This window comes from Gulosibacter sp. (assembly GCF_052090685.1).
GTDB lineage: Bacteria > Actinomycetota > Actinomycetes > Actinomycetales > Microbacteriaceae > Gulosibacter.
Window position 1 is genome coordinate 1 of sequence record NZ_JBQDBE010000019.1, and the last position, 20,718, is coordinate 20,718.

Annotated in this window: 17 protein-coding genes; 8 read left to right on the top strand and 9 right to left on the bottom strand. The window is 62.1% G+C overall.

The genetic code is table 11. From position 1 onward, the window contains the following. Positions 1-325 precede the first annotated feature (325 nt). The 7 genes from ACTHXA_RS11965 to ACTHXA_RS11995 all read right to left on the bottom strand — a co-directional run bounded on the left by ACTHXA_RS11965 (position 326) and on the right by ACTHXA_RS11995 (position 9,281). Positions 326-1,402 carry a type IV toxin-antitoxin system AbiEi family antitoxin domain-containing protein gene (locus tag ACTHXA_RS11965; RefSeq protein WP_441672654.1) on the bottom strand — a complete coding sequence of 359 codons (1,077 nt, stop codon included), beginning with the start codon at positions 1,400-1,402 and terminating at the stop codon, positions 326-328. 338 nt (positions 1,403-1,740) lie between these two features. Then, positions 1,741-2,640, bottom strand: coding sequence for a siderophore-interacting protein (locus ACTHXA_RS11970; RefSeq protein ID WP_441672656.1), 900 nt, complete (start codon positions 2,638-2,640; stop codon positions 1,741-1,743). Then, positions 2,637-3,557 carry an ABC transporter ATP-binding protein gene (locus ACTHXA_RS11975; RefSeq protein WP_441672757.1) on the bottom strand — a complete coding sequence of 307 codons (921 nt, stop codon included), beginning with the start codon at positions 3,555-3,557 and terminating at the stop codon, positions 2,637-2,639. Before ACTHXA_RS11975 ends, ACTHXA_RS11970 begins: the two co-directional genes overlap by 4 nt. Positions 3,558-3,712: 155 nt before the next feature. Beyond that, positions 3,713-4,804 carry a FecCD family ABC transporter permease gene (locus tag ACTHXA_RS11980; RefSeq protein WP_441672658.1) on the bottom strand — a complete coding sequence of 364 codons (1,092 nt, stop codon included), beginning with the start codon at positions 4,802-4,804 and terminating at the stop codon, positions 3,713-3,715. After that, positions 4,801-5,856, bottom strand: a complete 1,056-nt coding sequence (locus ACTHXA_RS11985) for a FecCD family ABC transporter permease (RefSeq protein ID WP_441672660.1) — start codon at positions 5,854-5,856, stop codon at positions 4,801-4,803. Before ACTHXA_RS11985 ends, ACTHXA_RS11980 begins: the two co-directional genes overlap by 4 nt. After that, entirely contained in the window at positions 5,853-6,887 is a 1,035-nt protein-coding gene (locus ACTHXA_RS11990; protein ID WP_441672662.1) for an iron-siderophore ABC transporter substrate-binding protein, read from the bottom strand. The genes ACTHXA_RS11985 and ACTHXA_RS11990 overlap by 4 nt, the downstream gene beginning before the upstream one ends. 186 nt (positions 6,888-7,073) lie before the next feature. Then, positions 7,074-9,281 carry an NADP-dependent isocitrate dehydrogenase gene (locus tag ACTHXA_RS11995; RefSeq protein WP_441672664.1) on the bottom strand — a complete coding sequence of 736 codons (2,208 nt, stop codon included), beginning with the start codon at positions 9,279-9,281 and terminating at the stop codon, positions 7,074-7,076. A gap of 186 nt (positions 9,282-9,467) precedes the next feature. Between ACTHXA_RS11995 and ACTHXA_RS12000 the strand changes: the two genes are divergently transcribed. Then, on the top strand, positions 9,468-10,538 hold the full coding sequence (locus tag ACTHXA_RS12000) for an Ltp family lipoprotein (RefSeq protein WP_441672666.1): 1,071 nt from the start codon (positions 9,468-9,470) through the stop codon (positions 10,536-10,538). Between the two features lie 151 nt (positions 10,539-10,689). Beyond that, positions 10,690-12,084: an Ltp family lipoprotein gene (locus tag ACTHXA_RS12005; RefSeq protein WP_441672667.1), complete on the top strand. Its 1,395-nt coding sequence runs from the start codon at positions 10,690-10,692 to the stop codon at positions 12,082-12,084. Between the two features lie 74 nt (positions 12,085-12,158). Here ACTHXA_RS12005 and glpK read toward each other — a convergent pair whose 3' ends face one another. Beyond that, the gene (gene glpK / locus ACTHXA_RS12010; protein WP_441672669.1) at positions 12,159-13,658 is read right to left on the bottom strand and encodes a glycerol kinase GlpK; all 1,500 of its coding nucleotides are present in this window, start codon (positions 13,656-13,658) and stop codon (positions 12,159-12,161) included. Between the two features lie 332 nt (positions 13,659-13,990). Here glpK and ACTHXA_RS12015 point away from each other — a divergent pair, with 332 nt between their 5' ends. The 4 genes from ACTHXA_RS12015 (at position 13,991) to guaA (ending at position 18,479) form a co-directional block, all read left to right on the top strand. Continuing rightward, complete coding sequence (locus ACTHXA_RS12015) at positions 13,991-15,115, top strand: GuaB3 family IMP dehydrogenase-related protein (protein WP_441672671.1); 1,125 nt, start codon at positions 13,991-13,993, stop codon at positions 15,113-15,115. A 76-nt stretch (positions 15,116-15,191) separates the two neighbouring features. Further along, positions 15,192-16,163 (top strand): SURF1 family cytochrome oxidase biogenesis protein, encoded by a 972-nt coding sequence (locus ACTHXA_RS12020; protein ID WP_441672673.1) that lies wholly within the window; start codon positions 15,192-15,194, stop codon positions 16,161-16,163. 11 nt (positions 16,164-16,174) lie between these two features. Next, positions 16,175-16,711, top strand: a complete 537-nt coding sequence (locus ACTHXA_RS12025; protein WP_441672675.1) for a DUF3817 domain-containing protein — start codon at positions 16,175-16,177, stop codon at positions 16,709-16,711. 169 nt (positions 16,712-16,880) lie between these two features. After that, positions 16,881-18,479 (top strand): glutamine-hydrolyzing GMP synthase, encoded by a 1,599-nt coding sequence (gene guaA, locus ACTHXA_RS12030; RefSeq protein ID WP_441672677.1) that lies wholly within the window; start codon positions 16,881-16,883, stop codon positions 18,477-18,479. Between the two features lie 105 nt (positions 18,480-18,584). Here guaA and ACTHXA_RS12035 read toward each other — a convergent pair whose 3' ends face one another. After that, positions 18,585-19,082 (bottom strand): heme-degrading domain-containing protein, encoded by a 498-nt coding sequence (locus ACTHXA_RS12035; RefSeq protein ID WP_441672679.1) that lies wholly within the window; start codon positions 19,080-19,082, stop codon positions 18,585-18,587. Between the two features lie 151 nt (positions 19,083-19,233). On the opposite strand from ACTHXA_RS12035, the gene ACTHXA_RS12040 reads away from it, so the two are divergent. Together ACTHXA_RS12040 and ACTHXA_RS12045 are read left to right on the top strand one after the other, a co-directional pair. Further along, positions 19,234-19,638, top strand: a complete 405-nt coding sequence (locus ACTHXA_RS12040; protein WP_441672681.1) for a DUF3054 domain-containing protein — start codon at positions 19,234-19,236, stop codon at positions 19,636-19,638. A 138-nt stretch (positions 19,639-19,776) separates the two neighbouring features. After that, a complete protein-coding gene (locus tag ACTHXA_RS12045) occupies positions 19,777-20,712 on the top strand; it encodes a Bax inhibitor-1/YccA family protein (RefSeq protein ID WP_441672683.1) in 936 nt (311 codons plus the stop codon). Positions 20,713-20,718: the final 6 nt, after the last annotated feature.

A 20,718-nucleotide genomic window follows, 5' to 3' on the forward strand; every position in this document is an offset into this window, starting at 1 on the left:
AATTCAAATGAGGCAACGTATCGAGCTACGCGGAGGTTTCTTATGAGTCAACGCGAAGTCTTGCCGTTTTGACTAGGTAAGGCTAACCTTACTTCTGACAGCGTTTTGTTGCGAGGCGTTGTCTGGGAAATCACTCTCGATGGATTAAAGCGGGCCGCTACCTTCTACCCAGGTGGCGGCCCGCTAATTCTTTTGCTGCCTCGTCTTGCCTGAAAATCCCGAATGGGGGCTGAGAGTGAGCGATATGCCGCTATTGCGGCTTATCAACCCGTCTCGACCCCCGAAGTGGCTTTCATGCTTCTGGGGTGCGTGCCATGAATCGCTGTCAGCCGTCTAAATTGCGGGGGCGGTAGTTCGGACGTTGATGTCTGCCTGCGCGCACAAAAGCAAGGATCTCGCGCTCGCATTGCTCCCAATCAGATATCACCTGCCGATACGTGAATCGCAGCACCGTGTATCCGGCTGCGTTCAGTTCACGATCTTTTCTGCGGTCGCGACTGAAATCCTTGTCACCCGAGTGATAAGCGAATCCATCCACTTCAACGATGAGCCATTCCCCGATGAGAAAATCGACGGGCCAACGCCCGAGCTGAGCTTGAGGTCTCACCCGCAAACGCAGTGACCGGAGCCGGACTCTGACGATTGATTCGACGCCCGAACCAGATCGAGCATCGAGCATCGATAATGCCGTGCGCATCTTGTGTCCGCCGTACTTTGCAGCAAGTGCAAGTCTTCTCGGTTGTACACCGTTCCTGAGTGCGCTGTCTCCCATGGCAACGAGGTCTTCGACTCGACAATCCTTCTCCGCGACGAGCATGGATGACGCTGCAGAGTCCGTAGTATTTTCATCATCGACTTCGGGCCAAGGCAGCACCCGATGATGCAACCGAACATTCGCCTCGTCGAGGATTTGAGCTCGGGCGGGTGACTCACGAATATGCTCTGCCACGCGCGGTGTCACTCGAATATGCAGGACTTCTTGGCACTCGGGTACCCAAAATCCGTGCGTCTCGAGCGCGCTGAAACCAGTGATCCTGCCATTGAGCATTCGAGCCACAGTCCCCGGCTCGGCTTCGGCGGCGTTGATGGATGCGCAGACATAGCGTCCACGATGCAGCTTGACGAGTTGTGCCTCGGCGAGGGCCTTGCGCAGTGCGTGTCGAGTGACTCCGGCGGCACGAAGCTGTGCCGTCGTAATGACGCCGTAGTTGCTTTCGAGAAGCTCACCTATCGTGCTCACAAGCAAGATGATGACGAACCGCGCCGATTCCGGCTGAGCACCGGCCAGAAACTGTGGACTATCGCTGTGAACGCCGAACCTGTGAGTAACTAGCGCGCGCAGCGCCTCGCCGTGCCTCAGAGCTTCCGGCGGGCAGCCGAAATAGCGGCATCCATTGACCAACGTCCACTTGGTGGCACAAGTGTGCGCTATTGAGTGGAGCGTGAAATCCCGATTGGGGGCCCAGCGAAGGTGATGTCCGCTAATAAGGGGAGATCACCTGCTGTGCTACCCCAATCGGGATTTTTCCGGATGCAGAGGTGAGACACGGATGGCAGTGGGAGCGCGGATTTCGGATGTGGGCGCGTGGCTCAGCGGGCGGTGGCGGAGGTGGCTTCGGCAGCGGCAGGGGCGACTACCGGCAGCTCGCGAGCCGGATGCGGCGGTGGCAGAGGTGGCTTCGGCAGCGTCAACAGCGGCAACAGCGGGGCTGCACGCGCGGATGCCACCGTCGGCGCGACTTAGTTTTCGGCTTTGCCGAGGCGCCAGTAGCCCATGAACGCCACGGTTCGGCGATCGATGCCGCGTTCAGACACGAGGTGGCGCCGCAAGGTTTTCACCGCGCCCGCCTCGCCGGCGAACCAGGCGTAGAGCGAGGTGTGCTTCAGGGCGGCGCCGCCCTTCGCGTGACGCGGAACTTCCCAGAGCAGGTCACTATCGACGTCAATTTCCTCGACCTCCTGCGGAGTCCCAATCGGCGCGAGCTCGGCCACCGCGCCGCGGGTCGCCGAAACGAGTACGGACCCGTGATCGCCGCCATCCCGCGGCACAACGCGCACGTCAATCCCGGGATGCGAAGGCAAATACGCCGCGTCATCGGCTGAGGGCACTTCCAGTACCGCAATACCGCGCGCAGTAGCAGGCAGCGATTCCAGGATCACGGCAATCGCGGGTGCCGCGGTTTCGTCCCCAGCAATCAGATACTGCTCGGTGGATGCGGGCGGCACGAAATCAATCCCGCCCGGCTCCCCGTCGAACTCGGCATTCGGCCCCAGCACGAGCAGCTCATCCCCAACCGCAGCGTGTTCGATCCACGCGGAGGCGGGCCCGACGACATCGTGCACTACAACGTCGACGTCCAGCTCGCACGCTTCTTGGCGAACGTACCGAGTCGTATAGGTACGAATCGGATGCCGTCGTTCGTCGGGCAGCTCACGCCATGTCCCATACCAGTCAGTCGCCCCCAGCAATTCTGAGTAGTCACCGCCTGCAATGGGAAAAACGAGCTTGATCCGCTGATCGAGGCCCGGATCGCCAAAGGTCGCGAGCGAGGGACCGGCGAAGGTGAACCGTCGAAATCCGCTCGAAAGATCGCGAATTGCGCTCACCTGCACGGGGAAAAACTTAAACGGGACGGTCATAAACTCTCCTTCGAAACTGCGTCCTTCGGAACTGCATCAGTTGAAACTGCGGCATCGGCATCGGCATCGGCATCGGCATCGGCATCGGCATCGGCGGCGGCATCCCTGGAACCGGCATCGCGCATACGAGCATGGTGCCGCCCGCGCGGGACAATTAGCGGCCCACCCGAAACCGGGTCAATCACCACCTGCGCCTCGAGCCCGAACACCCCGCGCATGGTCTCTTCAGTGACGACTTCGCTCGGCTCACCCCAGCGTTGAACGGTGCCGGAGCGCATCGCGATCATGTGATCGGAATACCGCGCCGCCAGGTTGATGTCGTGCAGCACCATCACGATGGTCGTGCCGCGCGACCGATTGAGGTCGGTCAACAAATCGAGCACCTCGACCTGATTCGCCAGGTCAAGAAAGGTGGTCGGCTCGTCGAGCAGCAGCACATCAGTCTGCTGCGCGAGAGCCATGGCGATCCACACTCGCTGCCGCTGCCCACCGGAAAGCTCGTCCACGGGCCGATCCGCAAGTTCCGCGGTGCCGGTGACATCCAGTGCCTCCGCGATGATCGCGGTGTCATCACGGTTCCAGCTCTGCAGCAGCTTCTTATGTGGATGCCGGCCTCGCCCGACGAGATCGGCCACGGCCATCCCTTCCGGTGCGATTGGATGCTGTGGCAGCAATCCGAGTTTTGTCGCGAGCCGTTTGGCCGGGATCTCCCGGATCGACTTGCCGTCGAGCAGCACTGACCCCGAAAGTGGGGCCTGGATGCGCGCGAGGGTTTTCAGCAGCGTTGATTTACCGCAGGCATTGGCGCCGACGATGCTCGTAATGCGGCCAACTGGCACGCTGATGTCGATGCCATCGCTGATGGTGTTCTTGCCGTAGCCCGTTGACAGCCTCTGGGCGACGAGCTCGCGGGAGATGGCTCGATGTGATTCGGAGTTCGGTGCAGCGGCAGCGGCAGCCGCAGTGGCGATCGCAGGTGCGGCGGTAGCAGTACTGGCGGGCACAGTCGCTGTCGCACGCGAGATCGCCCTCGCCTTCGCGGCCGCAGTCGCAGATACGTCGGGTTCGCGCGTCATGTGGATGCTCCTTGCGCGTTTTGTCGGATGAGTAGGTAGATGAGATACGGGGCCCCGAGCACTCCGGTGATCACGCCGACCGGATAGTTCGTGTCAAACATGAACTGACCGATAAGGTCGCTCGCGAGCACGAGAACGGCACCCATCAGTGCCGCCGGTACCAGCAGCGACTGGCCCGTGTGTCGGATGAGGCGTGTCACGATCGGTCCCGATAAGAAGGCAACAAACGCGATCGGTCCGGTGGTTGCCGTCGCGAATGCGACCAGGGCAACCCCCGCGAGGATCAACATGAGTCGGGTCCGGTTGACCGGCACACCGAGGGCGACCGCCGCATCCTCACCGAGTTCGAGCGGGCCGAGCTTGCTCATATTGATGAGGAGGATGCCGCCGAAAACCACGACAGCGATGGCAAGGGCCGGGATGCTGTCCCAGGTCACGCCGTTGAGGCTGCCGGATAGCCAGCGCAGCGCTCGCGGCAGGTCGTAGGCGTCGCCCTGCAGCATGAGGTAGGAGATTGCTGCGTTGAACATCGCTGCGACCCCGATGCCGATGAGGATGAGGCGGGATCCGAGGCCACCGCGACCGGATGCGAGCAGGTAGATAATGAGCGCGGTCGCAAGTCCACACGTCACCGAAATGATGGACACGACCGCACCGCTCAGTCCGAGCACCAGGATTGCGAAGACTGCCGAAGCACTTGCACCGGAGGTGATGCCGATGATGTCGGGGCTTGCGAGCGTATTGCGCAGGATGGTCTGGAAGAGATAGCCGCCCGCCCCGAAAGCCATGCCCGCGAGCATCCCCGCCGTGGCGCGCGGCATGCGCAGATTACCGACCGAGAAACTCGCGCCCGGCACCAGCTCACCGCGCATCACCGCGAACACTTCGCCGAAAGAGTACGTGACTTCGCCGACCATGACCATGACCCACCAGAGCGCAACGGCAACGCTTCCGAGCACGAGGGTGACGGCGAGGAAGCGGCGCCCGCGCGAGCGGCGGCCGTGTTTGAGCCGCTCAATGGTGGCGGATGCGGATGCGGCGGCGACTGCGGATGACACCGCCGGTGTGGAACGTTCGATGGTGGTCATAGTTCACGCACCTTGGCGCGGCGGGCAATGAGAATGAGGATGGGAGCTCCGAGGATCGCGGTGATGATGCTGACATTGATTTCGGAGGGTCGGCCGATCACGCGACCGAGGGTGTCGGCGAAGGTGAGGAGTACGGCACCGCCGAGGGCCGAGAGCGGAATGAGCCAGCGCTGATCGGGGCCGATCAGCATGCGCACCACGTGGGGCACCATGAGTCCGACGAAGCCGATTGGGCCGGCAACGGCAGTCACGCTGGTGCACAGCAGCACACCCGCGATGGCCACTGAAATTCGGGTGAATCCGACGTTGACTCCGAGCCCGGTTGCGGTCTCGTCGCCGAGAGCGAGCGCATTCAACGCACCGATCGACAATACGGTGATAATCACCCCGACGACCAAAAACGGTGCGACGGTGAGCATCGCTTCCCACTCGCCGCGACCGGCACTGCCGATCTGCCAGAAGCGGTAGGTGTCCATCGCATCCTGTCGCGGCAGCACGATCGCAGTGATGACCGAGGTCAACGCGGCTGCGGTCGCGACTCCCGCGAGGGCGAGCTTAATCGGGGTGGTGCCTCCCGGACCCACCGAGCCGATGACGTACACGAACACGGCGGTGAGGGCTCCGCCCAGAAGCGCGAGCCAAATGTACTGGTCGATCGTGGTAATACCGAAATAGACAATGCCGATGACCACGAGGAGCGACGCACCGGTGTTGATTCCGAGCACCCCGGGGTCGGCGATCGGGTTTCGAGTGATGGCCTGCATCAACACGCCGGAAACCGAAAGCGCCGCGCCAGCAATCAGCGCGAAGACAGTGCGGGGGACTCGTTCCTGGACTGCGAGTTCACCGATGCTCGTCGCGTCGCCGAAGAGCCCGACGTAGATTTCGGCGAACGTCACGGGTCGCGCGCCGAACGCGACGGACACGAGGATGGACACCACCACGAGCACGACCAAGGTGCCGAGTACGAGAATCGCTTTCGGCACCTTGGCTCGCGGCGCATCCGCGGGCGCGTCTGGGACGGATGTCCCGGTACTTGCTACTGCGGTCACTGGACCTTTGCGGCTGCCTCGGAGATGAGGGCCAGGTAGTCGTCCAAGTACGTGGGGATCGACAGCGGCGAGGGGCTCACCGACGCGGCGAACGCGCCGTCGGAGCCCATGAGCACTACCGAGTCGTTCTGGATTGCGCGGATCTGGCTGAGCAGCGGGTCGGCCTTCCAGGCGTCGAGGGCGGCCTGGTCACCGTAGAACACGATGATGTCGATGTCGTTGAGCTGGTCAACGTTCTCGGCGCTCACCGAGTTATAGAATTGTGCCGCGTCTTCGGACGCTGCAGCAACGCTCTCGGGAACCTCAAGGCCGAGGTCCTCGAGGTAGGCCGCGCGCGGGTCACTGGTGTTGTAGTAGCCGACCGTGGACAGGTCGGTTGCGTCGCCGCCGTAGAAGAACGCGGCGGTCAGACCGTCGAGTTCGGGATGCTCCGCGCGCTTCTCTTCAAGCAAGCCGTCGAGTTCGGTCACGAGCGCGGTACCTTCATCCTGGAGGCCGAGCGCGGTCGAGTTGAGTTCGATCATTTCGCGCCAGGTCGTCGCCCAGGGAATCTCCGGATACGCGACGGTTGGCGCAATTTGGCTGAGCGTCTCGTACTCTTCCTCGGTAATGCCCGAGTAGGCGGCGAGGATGACGTCCGGTTGCGTGTTCGCGATGGCATCAAAATCGAGGCCGTCGGTTTCGTCGAATAGGACTGGATCGCCACCGAGCTCTTCGACGGCAGCCTTCGTCCACTCCAACATCCGGCTGTCGTCTTCCACGCCCCAGCTTGCCGCAGCAAAGCCGACGGGCGAGACGCCGAGGGCGAGGGGAACATCCTGGTTCGACCACGCGATGGTTGCGACGTTCTCGGGCTTTTCTTGGATGACGGTCTCGCCGTAGGTGTGTTCGATCGTGATCGGGAACTGGCCGTCCGATGCGGCGCTGCCGGTCTCGGTCTCTTCAGTTGCGGGACCACCGGTCGCGCAAGCGGCAAGGGAAGTCATGAGGGCGACAGCGATGGATGCTGCGGCGAGCCTCTTGAGGCGCATGGGTTGCCTTTCCTGAGGAATTGGAAAACCTCGGGTCGTACTTTGAGGGAAGGCTAACCTTACTACTTACTTCGCTTGCGCAATCGATATCGGAAGAAATCTCACGAAAAAATCAGCGGTTCGGCCCTCAAACTGAGAGCCGAACCGCTGAACTTTTCAGTGTTCTACAGCGCAGGACGCGCGAAACTAGCCAAGCATCGCGAGTACGTCGTTGAACGCCTGCGAAGGACGCATGGCCGCCGATGCCTTCTCATCGACCGGGCGGTAGTAGCCGCCGAGGTCGACGGCCGGGCCCTGCAGCGCTACGAGTTCCGCAGCAATCGCGTCGAGCTGCGAAGCGAAGGCCTCGGCAACTGGTTTGAATGCTGTGGCGAGTTCCGCATCCTCAGTCTGCGAGGCGAGTGCCTCAGCCCAGTACGCGGCGACGTAGAGGTGCGAGCCGCGGTTGTCGATTTCGCCGACCTTGCGCGAAGGGGATTTGTTTTCGTCGAGCAAACGCTCGGTCGCCAGGTCAAGTGCATCGGCGAGCACCGCTGCGCCCTTGTTGTCCTCGGTGGTCGCTTCGTGGCGGAAGGACTCTGCGAGGGCCAGGAACTCACCGAGTGAGTCCCAACGCAGGTGGTTCTCTTCCACGAGCTGCTGCACGTGCTTCGGTGCCGAGCCACCGGCACCGGTCTCGAAGAGGCCACCGCCGTTCATGAGTGGCACCACCGAGAGCATCTTGGCCGAGGTACCAACCTCGAGAATGGGGAAGAGGTCGGTGAGGTAGTCGCGCAGGACGTTACCGGTGACTGAGATGGTGTCTTCGCCGCGGCGGATGCGCTCGACCGAGAACTTGGTCGCCTCAATCGGTGCCAGGATGCGGATGTCGAGGCCCTCGGTGTCGTGGTCGCCGAGGTACTCGTTGACCTTGGCGATCAGGTTGCGGTCGTGGGCGCGGCTCTCGTCGAGCCAGAACACGGCGGGCTGGCCCGAGGCGCGCGAGCGAGTCACGGCGAGCTTGACCCAGTCCCGGATCGGCTCATCCTTGGTCTGGCAGGCGCGCCAGATGTCGCCTGCTTCGACATCGTGCGAGATAAGCACCTCGCCAGCGGAATTCACCACTTCCACGCGACCATCCGCATCCAGCTGGAAAGTCTTGTCGTGCGAGCCGTATTCCTCAGCCTTCTGCGCCATGAGTCCGACGTTTGCGACCGAACCCATCGTGGTGGGGTCGTAGGCGCCATTGGTCTTGCAGTCGTCGATTACTGCCTGGTAGACCCCGGCGTAGCTTGAGTCGGGGAGCACCGCGATGGTGTCGTCTTCTTCACCCTTCGGCCCCCACATGTGGCCGCCGATGCGGATCATCGCGGGCATCGAAGCATCCACAATCACGTCACTCGGGACGTGCAGGTTGGTGATTCCCTTGTCCGAGTTCACCATCGCCAGGCGCGGGCCTTCGGCGTAGCCCTGCTCGATGGCGGCGAGGATGCCATCGCGCTCTGGCAGGTCTTCGGCACCGGCGATGATCGCAGCGAGGCCGTTGTTGGCCGAGAGGCCGGCGGCAGCGAGGGTCTCACCGTACTGTTCGAAGAGTGCCGGGAAGAATGCGCGGACGATGCGGCCAAAGATGATCGGGTCGGAGACCTTCATCATGGTTGCCTTCAGGTGTGCCGAAAACAGCACGTCGTCGGCCTTCGCAGCAGCGATCTGCTCGCGCAGGAATTCGTCGAGCGCAGCCGCGCGCAGGACGGTGCCGTCGATGACCTCGCCTTCGAGCACCTTGAGGCCGTCCTTGAGGATGCGGGTCTCGCCTTCGGTGACGAACCGGATGGTGAGGGTATCGGCAGCCGGGATGATGACCGACTGCTCGTTGTCGCGGAAGTCATTGCCCGACATGGTTGCTACGCGGGTCTTGGAATCGGCGCTCCAGGTGCCCATGGAGTGGGGGTTCTTGCGCGCGAAGTTCTTTACTGCGGCGGGAGCGCGGCGGTCGGAGTTGCCCTCACGAAGCACCGGGTTGACCGCGGAGCCCTTGAGCTTGTCGTAGCGGGCGCGCACCTCTTCGGCCCCGGCGTCGTCGTCCTCGGGGTAGTTCGGGATGTCGAATCCCTGCGACTGCAATTCGGTAATGGCGGCCTTGAGCTGCGGCACCGAAGCGGAGATATTCGGCAGCTTGATGATGTTCGCTTCCGGAGTTTTCGCGAGTTCGCCGAGCTCGGCAAGTGCGTCGCCAATCTTCTGGTCTTCGGTGAGGTTTTCCGGGAAGGCTGCCAGGATGCGGCCAGCAAGCGAAATGTCGCGGGTCTCGACTTCAACCCCGGCCTTCGCTGCGTATGCCTGAATGATGGGGAGGAAGGAGTAGGTCGCGAGGAGCGGTGCCTCGTCTGTGTGCGTGTAAATGATCTTCGCCATGCGCGGAACTCCCTTAAGAAGTAGGTGTGCGGGTGGTGACCCTTGAACGATGTCTCTCGATGTCAAGATATCTTGCCCATCCTATACAAGGATGCGTAAGGGATTCCGAGTCGTCGGGTCGCGTATCGCTATGCTTTCCGCAAGAATTCTGTCGCGCACACGACGTGACCTGGATAAAGAGGACCGATGTCGAACCCGTGGGCGAACCCAACTACAGCGGGCTGGTATGCCGACCCGCTGAAACGCGGCACCGAGCGATACTTCGATGGCACCGCGTGGACGAACGAATCGCGGCCCGTTGAGGGTGCGGGCAGCGGTGATGTCAGCGCGAGCGATTCGGATCGACGTGACGAAAAACCACGCGAGAAAGGCCGCCGCAGCGAATCGAGGCCAGCGGCTGAAGCCGCCATCGAAACTGAGCCGGTAGCGCGTCAAGACCCGCCATCGCTCCAGCGCAAGGGTGACCCGAAATCTGACCCGAGATCCACACCAACACCAACACCAGCACCAACATCCGACCCGAATCGGCCAAGCGGATATGAAGGCTCTGCGGCACCGGCCTCGGCGAATTTCGGTGCCATAGTGGTGATTGGGCTGTTCGTGGTGTTTATGATCGTGGTCGCAGTCTGGGGGTCATCCGCGGGTTTATCAAAAGACGAGAACGATGATTCAAATTACGGCTATGACTACTCGAGTGTCGATGACGCGATGACGGTTGCGGAGTCGTACCTGGATTCGATCCCGATGTCGGCCGAGGGACTCGTCGATCAACTCAAATTTGAGGGATTCGATGCCGAGGTAGCGGAAGACGCCGTCAACCGGCTCGAGGTGGATTGGTGCGCGCAAGCCGAACTCGAGGCACGGGAGGCCCTGGCTTATCAGGGATATTCAGAGCAGGGACTCAAAGAGCGGCTGCAGTACTCGGGATTCACCCCTGCCGAGGCGGCGCACGGTGTGGCGCAAGCTGAGATTGATGAGGCAGAACAGGCCATTCGCGCGGTGGAGCACTTCCTCAAGTATTCCGCGACCTCCTATGCCGGAATGGTTGATCGACTCATGGATGATGGCTTCACTCGTGCCGACGCCATTGCGGCAGTCGAGGAGTTGGAGATCGACTGGTTTGAGCAGGCCGTGCTCAAAGCCGAGAGCTATTCTGAGACTTCAAATCTGAGTGGCGAAGACCTCCACGATCTGTTGGTCTACGAGCAATTCACCGAGGAACAAGTTGCATATGCAATGAGCGAAATCGGCGAGTAGCGCAGCAAATTGTGCACTCATAAACATTGTTCACCCTGCAATTTAGTCAAAATTCACCACAACTGTGGCTGAGTTTTTGTGGCATCGGTATGATTCTCCGTGTTTATGAGTGGCGAGAAGTTCGGCACTGTTTCTTCGAATGGGGTCGAGAATGAATAATTCGTGGCAGAATCCACCGTCGGCGGGCTGGTACCCGGACTCGCAGCAGCCCGGGCAGGAACGCTATTTTGATGGTGTCGCCTGGACCTCGAACTACCGCCCTTCGGGTGGCGCGGGGGATGCTCCGACTCAGCAGTTCGGCGGCCAACAGTTTGGCGGAGGCGATGCTCCGACGCAGCAATACGGTGCCGGTGACGCGCCGACGCAGCAATACGGCGCTGGCCAGTACGGCTCCGAGCAGTACGGTTCGGGCCAGTACGGTTACGGCCAGCAGGGCTCCGGCGAGTTTGGTGCGGGTCAGTACGGGAACGATCAGGCACCGACCGAGCAATACAATGCACAGCAGTTTGGTTCCGGCGACGCGCCGACGCAGCAGTACGGTAGCCAACAGTTCGGTGCCGGTGACGCGCCCACCGAGCAATACGGTGCCACCGGTCAGAACGCCTACGGCGTCCCGCCCTCGGGCAACGACTGGGGCAGCGCGCAGCCGGATGGCTCAGGGCAGTACGTGTCGGGCTCAGACCAGTACGGCGCGGGCCAATACGGTGGTCAGTACGGCGGCAGCGACGCGCCGACGCAGCAGTACGGTGCCGGGCAGTATGGTGGCGACCAATACGGCGCCGGTCAATACGGTGCCGGAGCCGGACAGTACGGGAGCGACCAGTACGGTGGCGGCACCCCGCCAAGTGACCAGGATGCGAAAGCCAAGCGAAATCGCATCCTTTGGTTCTCAATTGGTGGCGGGGTTCTCGTAATCCTGCTCATCATCGGCGGCATCTTCCTGTTCAACCAGAACTCGGATTCCGATCCCGTCGCCGAGGGCACGACGGAAGAAGAACCGAATGACGAAGAGCCCGAGGACAAGCCTGAAGAAGAGGATCCCGAACCGGAAGATAAGCCGGAAGAGGAGCCTTCGGAAGAGCCTGAGCCGGACACCAACGCCGGGGAGCCCACCGAGAGTCAGCAGGAAGCGCTCGATCGCGCAGAGTCATACCTCGACTCCTCGGCGTTCTCGAAGGAGGGCCTCATTGAGCAGCTCGAGTTCGAGGACTTCTCGAATGAAGACGCCACCTGGGCGGCCGAAAACGTCGATGTGGATTGGGCTGAGCAAGCAGTGCTTAAGGCCGAGCAATACCTGAGGTCGATCGCCTTCTCCGAGCAGGGACTGATCGATCAGCTCGAGTGGGAAGGCTTCTCGACCGAGCACTCGACCGCTGCCGTGGAATCACTGGACACCGACTGGAACGAGCAGGCAGTCCTCTCGGCCGAGTCATACCTCAACGCGATTCCTGACATGACCTACGACGAGCTCTACGACCAGTTGCTCTACGAAGACTTCACCGAAGAGCAAGCCCAGTACGGCGTGGACAACGTCGATTTCCCCTAAGCGGTTTGCCGTCGACTAGGAGTCGACTTCTCGCCGATTCCCAGTTGACGGACAACAGTCCGATTCTCCCGCAGCTACGCGAGATCAAAGCTGCGGGAGACTGCCCGGCTCCACTGTCCGCGGAGCCGCTCGCGTTCATCCGAACTCATCGACGGAACGAAGCGACGATCTTCTCGCCACAGCGACCGAAGATCGTCAAGGTCGGCCCAGAACCCCACCGCAAGCCCCGCGGCAAACGCGGCTCCGAGGGCCGTGGTCTCGGTCACAACCGGCCGAACAACCGGGACTCCCAGCACATCCGCCTGGAACTGCATGAGCGAATCATTGACCGCCATGCCGCCATCCACGCGCAATTCGGTGAGCGGCTCCGGTGCGTCAGCGTTGCACGCATCCAAGACATCGGCAGACTGAAACGCGGTGGATTCGAGGGCCGCGCGTGCGATATGCCCCTTATTCACGTAGCTGGTGAGCCCAACGATCACGCCGCGAGCATCCGGTCGCCACCACGGGGCGTAGAGCCCCGAAAACGCGGGGACGATGTAGCAGCCGCCGTTGTCCGAGACCGTGCTCGCGAGTTGCTCAATCTCGGCGGAGCTTGAAATGAGGCCGAGATTGTCCCGCAGCCACTGCACGAGTGCGCCGGTTACTGCGATTGAGCCTTCGAGGGCGTAGTGTGTGGGGCCGTTGCCGAGTCGGTAGGCCACGGTCGTGAGGAGGCCGTGGTCGCTGAGCACCGGCGTGGTTCCCGTGCCGTACACGAGGAATGAGCCGGTGCCGTAGGTGTTTTTCGCCTCGCCTTCGCCGAACGCGGCCTGCCCAAACGTGGCCGCTTGCTGGTCACCGAGGATCCCCGCCACCGGCACTCCCGGTAGCGGCGACCTCGCCGAGCAGCGTCCATACACCTCGCTCGAAGAACGAATCTCCGGCAGACAGGCCCGCGGAACTCCGAATACCTCAAGCAGTTGCGCATCCCATTCGCAAGACTCGAGACGCATCAACAGGCTGCGGGATGCATTGGTCACGTCGGTGATGTGCACGCCGCCATTGGTGCCGCCCGTGAGCTGCCAGGTGAGCCAGGAATCGACCGTGCCGATGCAGAGCTCGCCCGCTTTGGCTCGCTCGTGAGCACCCTCGACGTGCTCGAAGATCCACGCGATTTTGGTGGCGGTGAAATACGCGTTGAGGGGGAGCCCGGTGCGCTCGCGGAATCGGTCGACGCCGCCGTCCTGCGCGATCTGGTCAACAATGTCTTGGGTTCGGGTGTCTTGCCAGACGATCGCCGGATGCACCGGCTCGCCGGTCTTGCGGTCCCAGCAGATCGTCGTCTCGCGCTGGTTCGTGATGCCCACCGCTGCGATATCGGTGGGCGCGAGCTGCGCATCCGCGAGTACCAGGCCGATGCAGTTGCGGGCGTTGCGCCAGATCTCCATTGGATCGTGTTCCACCCAGCCGGGTTGCGGGAAGAACTGCTGGTGCTCGCGTTGCGCGGTGGCAAGGATGCGCCCGGCGCGGTCGAACACGATCGCGCGCGTCGAGGTGGTTCCCTGATCAAGGGCAAGGATGTGGTCGGCCACGGTGCCTCCCTGGTGTTCGCGGTGCCGGTTCCCTCGAAACTAGTCGAAAGTTCGTGCTGTGCGGTTGGTTTGCGGTTGAGCGCCCGGTTGCTGCCCGGTTACTGCCTGGTTGTCGGGCTGCTGGCGTTGCGCGGTCGCTCGCATGGGCGTTAGCGCCCATCATGGGTGAAGTACGAACCATGATGAGCGCTACTGACCATGATTCCGCGCCACGAGAACACAAACTTGGCGGCGTCGGCGCGATCGTTGTCGGAAAGCGGCTACCGCGTGCAGCGCAACCAAGCTTCCACGACCTCTGCGCGCATCCAGCCCTGGCCAGATAGGATTGCCCGGTGACTGAAATTGAGATTGGCCGTGCAAAGCGCGCTCGTCGGGTGTTTTCGCTCGACGATGTCGCCATCATCCCTTCGCGACGTACCCGTGACCCGGAGGACGTCTCGACGAATTGGAAGATCGACGCCTTCGATTTTGAGACACCACTGATGGCAGCGCCCATGGACTCGGTGATGAGCCCGAAGACCGTCATCGAATTCGGCAAGCTCGGTGGCCTCGGTGTCCTCGACCTGGAGGGGTTGTGGACTCGCTATGAAGACCCCGAGCCGCTCCTTGCCGAAATTGCGGATTTACCGACCGCTCAGGCGACCGGACGCATCCAGGAAATTTATCGCGAGCCGATCAAGGGCGAACTCATTAAAGCTCGACTCCAGGAGATCCGTGAGTCGGGCGTGGTGGTTGCGGGCGCACTCTCGCCGCAGCGCACCCAGGAACACTATGAAGACGTGCTCGCGGCGGGCGCCGATATTTTCGTGATCCGCGGCTCCACAGTCTCGGCCGAACATGTGTCGGAAACGCGCGAACCACTCAACCTGAAGAAGTTCATTTATGAACTCGATACGCCCGTCATCGTCGGTGGGGCAGCGAGCTACACCTCGGCGCTGCACCTCATGCGCACGGGTGCCGCGGGCGTGCTCGTCGGATTCGGCGGTGGCGCCGCATCCACCACGCGCCGAGTCCTTGGCGTGCAGGCACCGATGGCGACTGCGATCGCGGATGTCGCAGGCGCACGCCGCGACTACATGGATGAATCCGGTGGCCGATACGTGCACGTGATTCCGGACGGTGGCTTCGGCACCACGGGTGATGTCGTCAAGGCATTCGCGCTCGGTGCGGACGCGGTCATGCTCGGTGCGGTTCTCGCGCGCGCCACTGACGCACCCGGTCGGGGATGGCACTGGGGAGCCGAAGCGCGCCACACGAGACTGCCTCGCGGCAACCGTGTCGAGATCGGTCAGGTTGGTACGCTTGAAGAAATCGTTCGTGGCCCGGCACACGTTGCCGACGGCACGAGCAACCTCATCGGCGCACTCCGCTACGCGATGGCCACGACGGGTTACACCGAACTCAAGGCCTTCCAGAAGTCGAATGTTGCCGTGATCCCCGCCGGACACTCGGAATAAATCTTGTCCAAATAGCGGGGAGTCTGCAGGATCCCCGCCGCGGCCCAGTCCGCACTCCCCGACCCAGGAATCGTAATTGCTCAAGACAATGGTGAAGCCCAAGTGGCTCGCCCTGCTCGCTGGCGCGATTCTGATTGTCGTCATATTTATTGCTCTCGGGAAGTGGCAGCTCGACGCAGCGTTCGAGTCCTCGGGCACGGCCGCCGAGAGTGAAGCCTATGAAACCGTAGTGCCGCTTGGCGATCTGGTGGCGCCCGGGGTGGGAATCACCGAGGAGAATGTCGCGCGCCCGATGGCGGTTTCGGGATGGCTGGTCCCGGGCGATTTCGAGGTCGTCGCGAACCGGCTCCAAGGCTCTGAAACCGGCTGGTGGGTGGTCGGTCACCTTGCCGTCGCGGATGACGGCGTGACGCAATTCACCCCCGAACAGCCGCAGGTCACCGAGGAATTCACTCCCTCAGGGTCGGGAGCAGAACTGTATCCGGGCCTGCCGGTCGCGATTGGATGGGCCGCGACTGAAGAGGAAGCGCGCGAAGCGATCGAAGCGCTGGATGCCGCGACCGCCCCGGTCCCCGCGGAAACGGACGCGCAGCCCGCAGAGTTCCAAGGAAAGATCGAAGCGCTGCAGGAACCGGTGACGAACCGCGACGAGGACGACCCGCTGCGGATCGGTTCAATGGCGGCGGGACAGCTCATCAACACCTGGCAAAACCCCGCGGTGAGTTATTACGCCGCGTGGGGGCTGATTGAAGACGGCATTGACTTGCCCGCGGGGCTGGAGCCGATCGAAGTGGTCGGTATCGATGACAGCTTCCAGCTCGATCTGCTCAACATCTTCTACGCGATCGAATGGGCTGTGTTCGCGATCATGGCGATCTATATCTGGTGGCGAATCGTGCGCGACGACTACCTCCAGGAGCAGGCCGCCGATCCAATTGCGGACCTCACCGACAAAGTCCGTCGCGAAAAGCTCCGAGCCCTCGCGGAATCGCAATCACCGCGGGCAACCGCATCCACCCCCGAACGAACCACCCCCGAACGAAACTGAGAATGACGACTATGGCAGCTATCCCCAAGCCCAAAGAATTCCCCGGCATCCGAACTCGGCTTCGCTTTTACAAAATCACCGCCTGGATCACTGGGATCCTGCTGCTCGCGCTCGTCGTCGAAATGATCCTGAAATACGCGTTCCACCTCGAAATTGAGATGTTCGGGCCCTTCGGGTTTATCGCGCTCGTGCAAGAGGGAACCGTGACCGGGTTCAACCTGTCGCGCTGGATTCTGATTATTCACGGCTGGTTCTACGTCGTGTACCTGATTGCCGCCTATCTCGTGTGGCTCAAGATGCGTTGGGAACTCATTTGGCTACTCGCGATGGCCGGCGGCGGCGTCGTGCCGTTCCTCTCCTTCATCACCGAACACCTCATGGCGAAGCGGGCGCACCGTCAGCTTGGTGAGTTTCAGCAGTACTGGGATGAGCGCGCCGCCGAGGACGAAACTCTAGCGGGCGTGGAAGCATCCCTCACCGATGAGCAGCGCGCCGCGCTCGACGCCGAAGTGGATGCGGAAGTCCAGCGTCGCCGCGAGGACCAGTAGTCGGGGACGCTCGTCGTAGTCGTTGGCGTCCGTCACGGTCTGGCTCGCTGATCATGGTTCGTAGCGCTCATCATGGGTGAAGTACGAACCATGATGAACGCTGGCTGCAATGATTGCGACGCGTTCGCGACGTGGCGCCGGCGACCGCGGTGGCGGCTAGACTGTGTGGGTGACTGATGCATCCTCTTCGACCGCAGCTCGGCCGGTACTCGTCGTCGATTTTGGCGCCCAGTATGCCCAGCTGATTGCCCGCCGCGTTCGCGAAGCGAATGTCTACTCCGAGATCGTGCCGCACACGATTACCGCCGCCGAAGTGCTGGCGAAACAGCCGCGTGCGATCGTGCTGTCAGGCGGCCCTTCGAGTGTGTATGCCGAGGACGCGCCAAGCTTTGACGCCGAGATTTTCTCGCTGGGCGTGCCGACCTTCGGCATTTGCTACGGCTTCCAGACCATGGCCGTTGCCCTCGGCGGTGAGGTCGCCAAAACGGGGAAGCGCGAGTACGGCTCAACGCACATCGTCCTCACGGACCAGGCCGCCGCATCCTCAATTCTGAGCGACCAGCCCACGAACCAAATCGCGTGGATGAGCCACGGTGATTCGGTTGCGAAGGCTCCCGAAGGCTTCGACGTACTTGCCTCGACCGACGACACCCCCGTCGCGGCCTTCGCGAACGAGGAACGCAAACTGTACGGCGTGCAGTGGCACCCCGAAGTGCTGCACTCCGAGCACGGGCAGGAAGTGCTCGAAGCGTTCCTGCACCGCGCCGCCGATATCAACGAGGCGTGGAACCCCGAATCGATCATCGACGAGCAGGTTGCGCGCATCCGCGAACAAATCGGTGGAGACGAGGTCATTTGCGGTCTGTCGGGCGGCGTCGATTCCGCCGTCGCGGCGGCCCTCGTGCAGCGCGCGGTGGGGGAGCAGCTCACCTGCGTATTCGTCGACCACGGTCTGCTCCGCAAGGATGAAGCGCGACAGGTTGAAGAGGACTTCGTTGCCGCAACCGGGGTGCGCCTCGTCACGGTGGATGCGCGGGAGCAGTTCCTGGGGCACCTCGCCGGAGTGACCGACCCGGAAGAGAAACGCAAGATCATCGGCCGCGAGTTCATCCGTGTGTTCGAATCCACCGCGGCGCGGCTCGTAGAAGAATCGCGCACCGACGATATTCCGGGCGAGATCAAGTTCCTCGTGCAGGGCACGCTCTACCCCGATGTCGTGGAGTCCGGCGGTGGTAACGGCACCGCGAATATCAAGTCGCACCACAACGTCGGCGGGCTTCCCGAAGACATGCAGTTTGAGCTCGTCGAACCGCTTCGGGCATTGTTCAAGGATGAAGTCCGTGCGGTTGGCCGTGAGCTTGGCGTCCCCGAGGTCATCGTCGCGCGACAGCCGTTCCCCGGTCCGGGGCTCGGCATCCGCATCATTGGTGAGGTGAACGAGGAGCGTCTCGCGATCCTCCGGGAGGCGGATGCAATCGCTCGCGAAGAGCTCACCGCCGCGGGACTCGATGGTGAAATCTGGCAGTGCCCGGTCGTGTTGCTCGCGGATGTGCGTTCAGTGGGCGTGCAGGGCGACGGCCGTACCTACGGTCACCCGATCGTGTTGCGTCCGGTGTCGAGCGAGGATGCGATGACCGCGGACTGGTCCCGACTGCCATACGATCTGCTGGCGAAGATCTCGAACCGCATCACGAACGAAGTGAGCGAAGTAAACCGCGTCGTGCTGGACGTCACGTCCAAGCCGCCGGGGACCATCGAATGGGAGTAGCCCGCCTGGCATAGCCGAGGTGGAACATCGAGGCCGGGACGCGAAGTGCATCCCGGCCTCGCTGTGTTTAGCCCGACAAACTCGTGATGACCGGCCGGGCGGTGGTCACGCGCGAACCAGGAGTTCCTGCAGCGCCTTCACGATGAGGGCGTGGTCTTCGTGCATCTCGAGGCCACTCACACCGATCATCCCGACGACGCTCATACCGACGCGAATTGGGAAGCCACCACCCGCTGCGGCATAGCCTTCCGTGTCGGCATCGGTGTGCTCATCCGCAGCCTGACCGTTGGCGAGGAACTCGTAGCGGACGGCGAGCGAGGAGTGGCCGTAACGGCGCACGATGCGGAACTTCCGCTCGAGCCAGGCGTCGTTTTCTTCGTTAGCCTCGCCCGTGGCCGCGTGGAATGCGCGTTGGCTTCCGAGCGTGATTGCGATGGCAATCGAAAGGTTGTGGTCGGAGGCGTAGTCGTGCAGCCACGTGCCGATCTTCCATGCCTCGTCGAGACCGAACCGGTCGAACGTCAACGCATACTCTTCTTCGAGCAGGAAGTTGTGCGCTTCGGTCGGCGTCATGCCCAGATATCGCTTTGCTACTTCAAACATTGTGTCCTCCTTGGTTGCGTGATTATGGGTCTCCCGATGTGCGGTGCGTACCGCTCGTGCCGAGAACGTAGCCCGAGAGATAATGTCCTGTCAATAGAACATCAGGACATCTACAGTTCGGCCTTCTCGCGGAAGTCGGTACGCTTAGTGGATGCAGAAGATTCGTGCCGCGTACACGCGGAAGCCGTGGATCCCGTTCATCCTTGATGTCGTGCTGGTGATCGTGTTCGCTGCGTCGGGTCGATCGAGCCATAACTCTTCGGTTGACCCGCTCAATGTCCTGGGGACCGCCGCACCGTTTCTGCTCGCACTCGGCATCGGCTGGGTAATCATCATCCTCACCAAGCAGCAGCCATCAGCGCTGTGGCCAGCGGGTGTCGTCATCCTCTTCGTGACCATCACGAGCGGACTTGCCCTGCGCATCCTGTTCGGGAGTACCGCGGCGCTGTCCTTTATCCTCGTCGCCACCGGGGTACTCGCACTGTTTATCTTGCTGCCGCGGCTCTTGCTGCATTCGAAGCGGGCGCTGGCGGTCAGCGAGGATGCGCGAGGCTAGTCGCACGTTTCGAGCGACTTTAATTGTGTAACTGGGAATGCTTAGTGCTGTGGACATGTTCTATCCATAGACTTACGGCATCGCGGCCGGAAACGGCCCGCTGAAATACGAGACGCACGACGAATCGGAGAACACCACATGGCGAGCTCAGCACTACAACGAAATCCCTATTTCAACGGGCAAGCACAGCAAGCGGCACAGGGTAACCAGTACGGTGCCCCGCAGCAGCAGTACGGTCAGCAGGCAGGCTACGGACAGCCAATGTTCGACCAGCGTCAGAACCCCCAGGGTGGCCAAGGGCAATACCAGCAGGGTCAGTACCAGCAGATGCCGTCGCCGCAGGCGATGGACCACCAGTACAACATGCCCTCGCCCTCGTCTGACCAGATGGGTCGCATGACGGTGGAAGACACCATCGCGAAGAGCGCACTGCTCTTCGGCGTGGTGGTCGTCACGGCAGCCATTACCTGGTTCCTCGGGCCCTCGATCGGGATGATGCTCGCACTCGCGGGCTCCGTCGCAGCGCTCGTTATCGGCATCATCCTCGCGTTCAAGAAGGAACCGAGCGTGCCACTGATCATGATCTTCGGTGTCGCGGAAGGACTACTCGTTGGTGGTTTCTCCGTCGCGCTGGAGACGATCTTCCCCGGAATCGTGATTCAGGCGGTGCTCGCAACTCTGATCGTGGTTGGCGTAACGCTGGCACTATTCACCTCCGGCAAGGTCCGTACCTCACCCAAGGTCACCAAGTTCTTCCTCATCGCCGGTGGCGCCTACCTGATCTTCTCGCTCGTCAACGTTGGTCTGCAGCTCACCGGCGTCTCGCCCGATCCATGGGGCCTGCGCACCGGTGTTGAGATCTTCGGCATCCCCCTCGGTGTGCTGCTCGGAATCTTCGCCGTGGTGATGGGTGCCTACATGCTCATTGCCGACTTCGAGTACATCCAGAACGGTGCACGCGCGGGTGCTCCGCGTAAGTACGGCTGGATCGGCGCTTACGCGGTGGTGTCGACCGTCGTCTTCATCTACATCGAGATCCTGCGTCTGATCGCGATTCTTCGCGGTAGCGACTAGCCAAGG

Excerpts from the sequence above, each read along its gene's own strand:
- ACTHXA_RS11970 (WP_441672656.1), bottom strand. The coding sequence starts at position 2,640 with ATGACCGTCCCGTTTAAGTTTTTCCCCGTGCAGGTGAGCGCAATTCGC.
- ACTHXA_RS11980 (WP_441672658.1), bottom strand. The coding sequence starts at position 4,804 with ATGACCACCATCGAACGTTCCACACCGGCGGTGTCATCCGCAGTCGCC.
- ACTHXA_RS11990 (WP_441672662.1), bottom strand. The coding sequence starts at position 6,887 with ATGCGCCTCAAGAGGCTCGCCGCAGCATCCATCGCTGTCGCCCTCATG.
- ACTHXA_RS11995 (WP_441672664.1), bottom strand. The coding sequence starts at position 9,281 with ATGGCGAAGATCATTTACACGCACACAGACGAGGCACCGCTCCTCGCG.
- ACTHXA_RS12000 (WP_441672666.1), top strand. The coding sequence starts at position 9,468 with ATGTCGAACCCGTGGGCGAACCCAACTACAGCGGGCTGGTATGCCGAC.
- ACTHXA_RS12005 (WP_441672667.1), top strand. The coding sequence starts at position 10,690 with ATGAATAATTCGTGGCAGAATCCACCGTCGGCGGGCTGGTACCCGGAC.
- ACTHXA_RS12025 (WP_441672675.1), top strand. The coding sequence starts at position 16,175 with ATGGCAGCTATCCCCAAGCCCAAAGAATTCCCCGGCATCCGAACTCGG.
- ACTHXA_RS12035 (WP_441672679.1), bottom strand. The coding sequence starts at position 19,082 with ATGTTTGAAGTAGCAAAGCGATATCTGGGCATGACGCCGACCGAAGCG.
- ACTHXA_RS12040 (WP_441672681.1), top strand. The coding sequence starts at position 19,234 with ATGCAGAAGATTCGTGCCGCGTACACGCGGAAGCCGTGGATCCCGTTC.
- ACTHXA_RS12045 (WP_441672683.1), top strand. The coding sequence starts at position 19,777 with ATGGCGAGCTCAGCACTACAACGAAATCCCTATTTCAACGGGCAAGCA.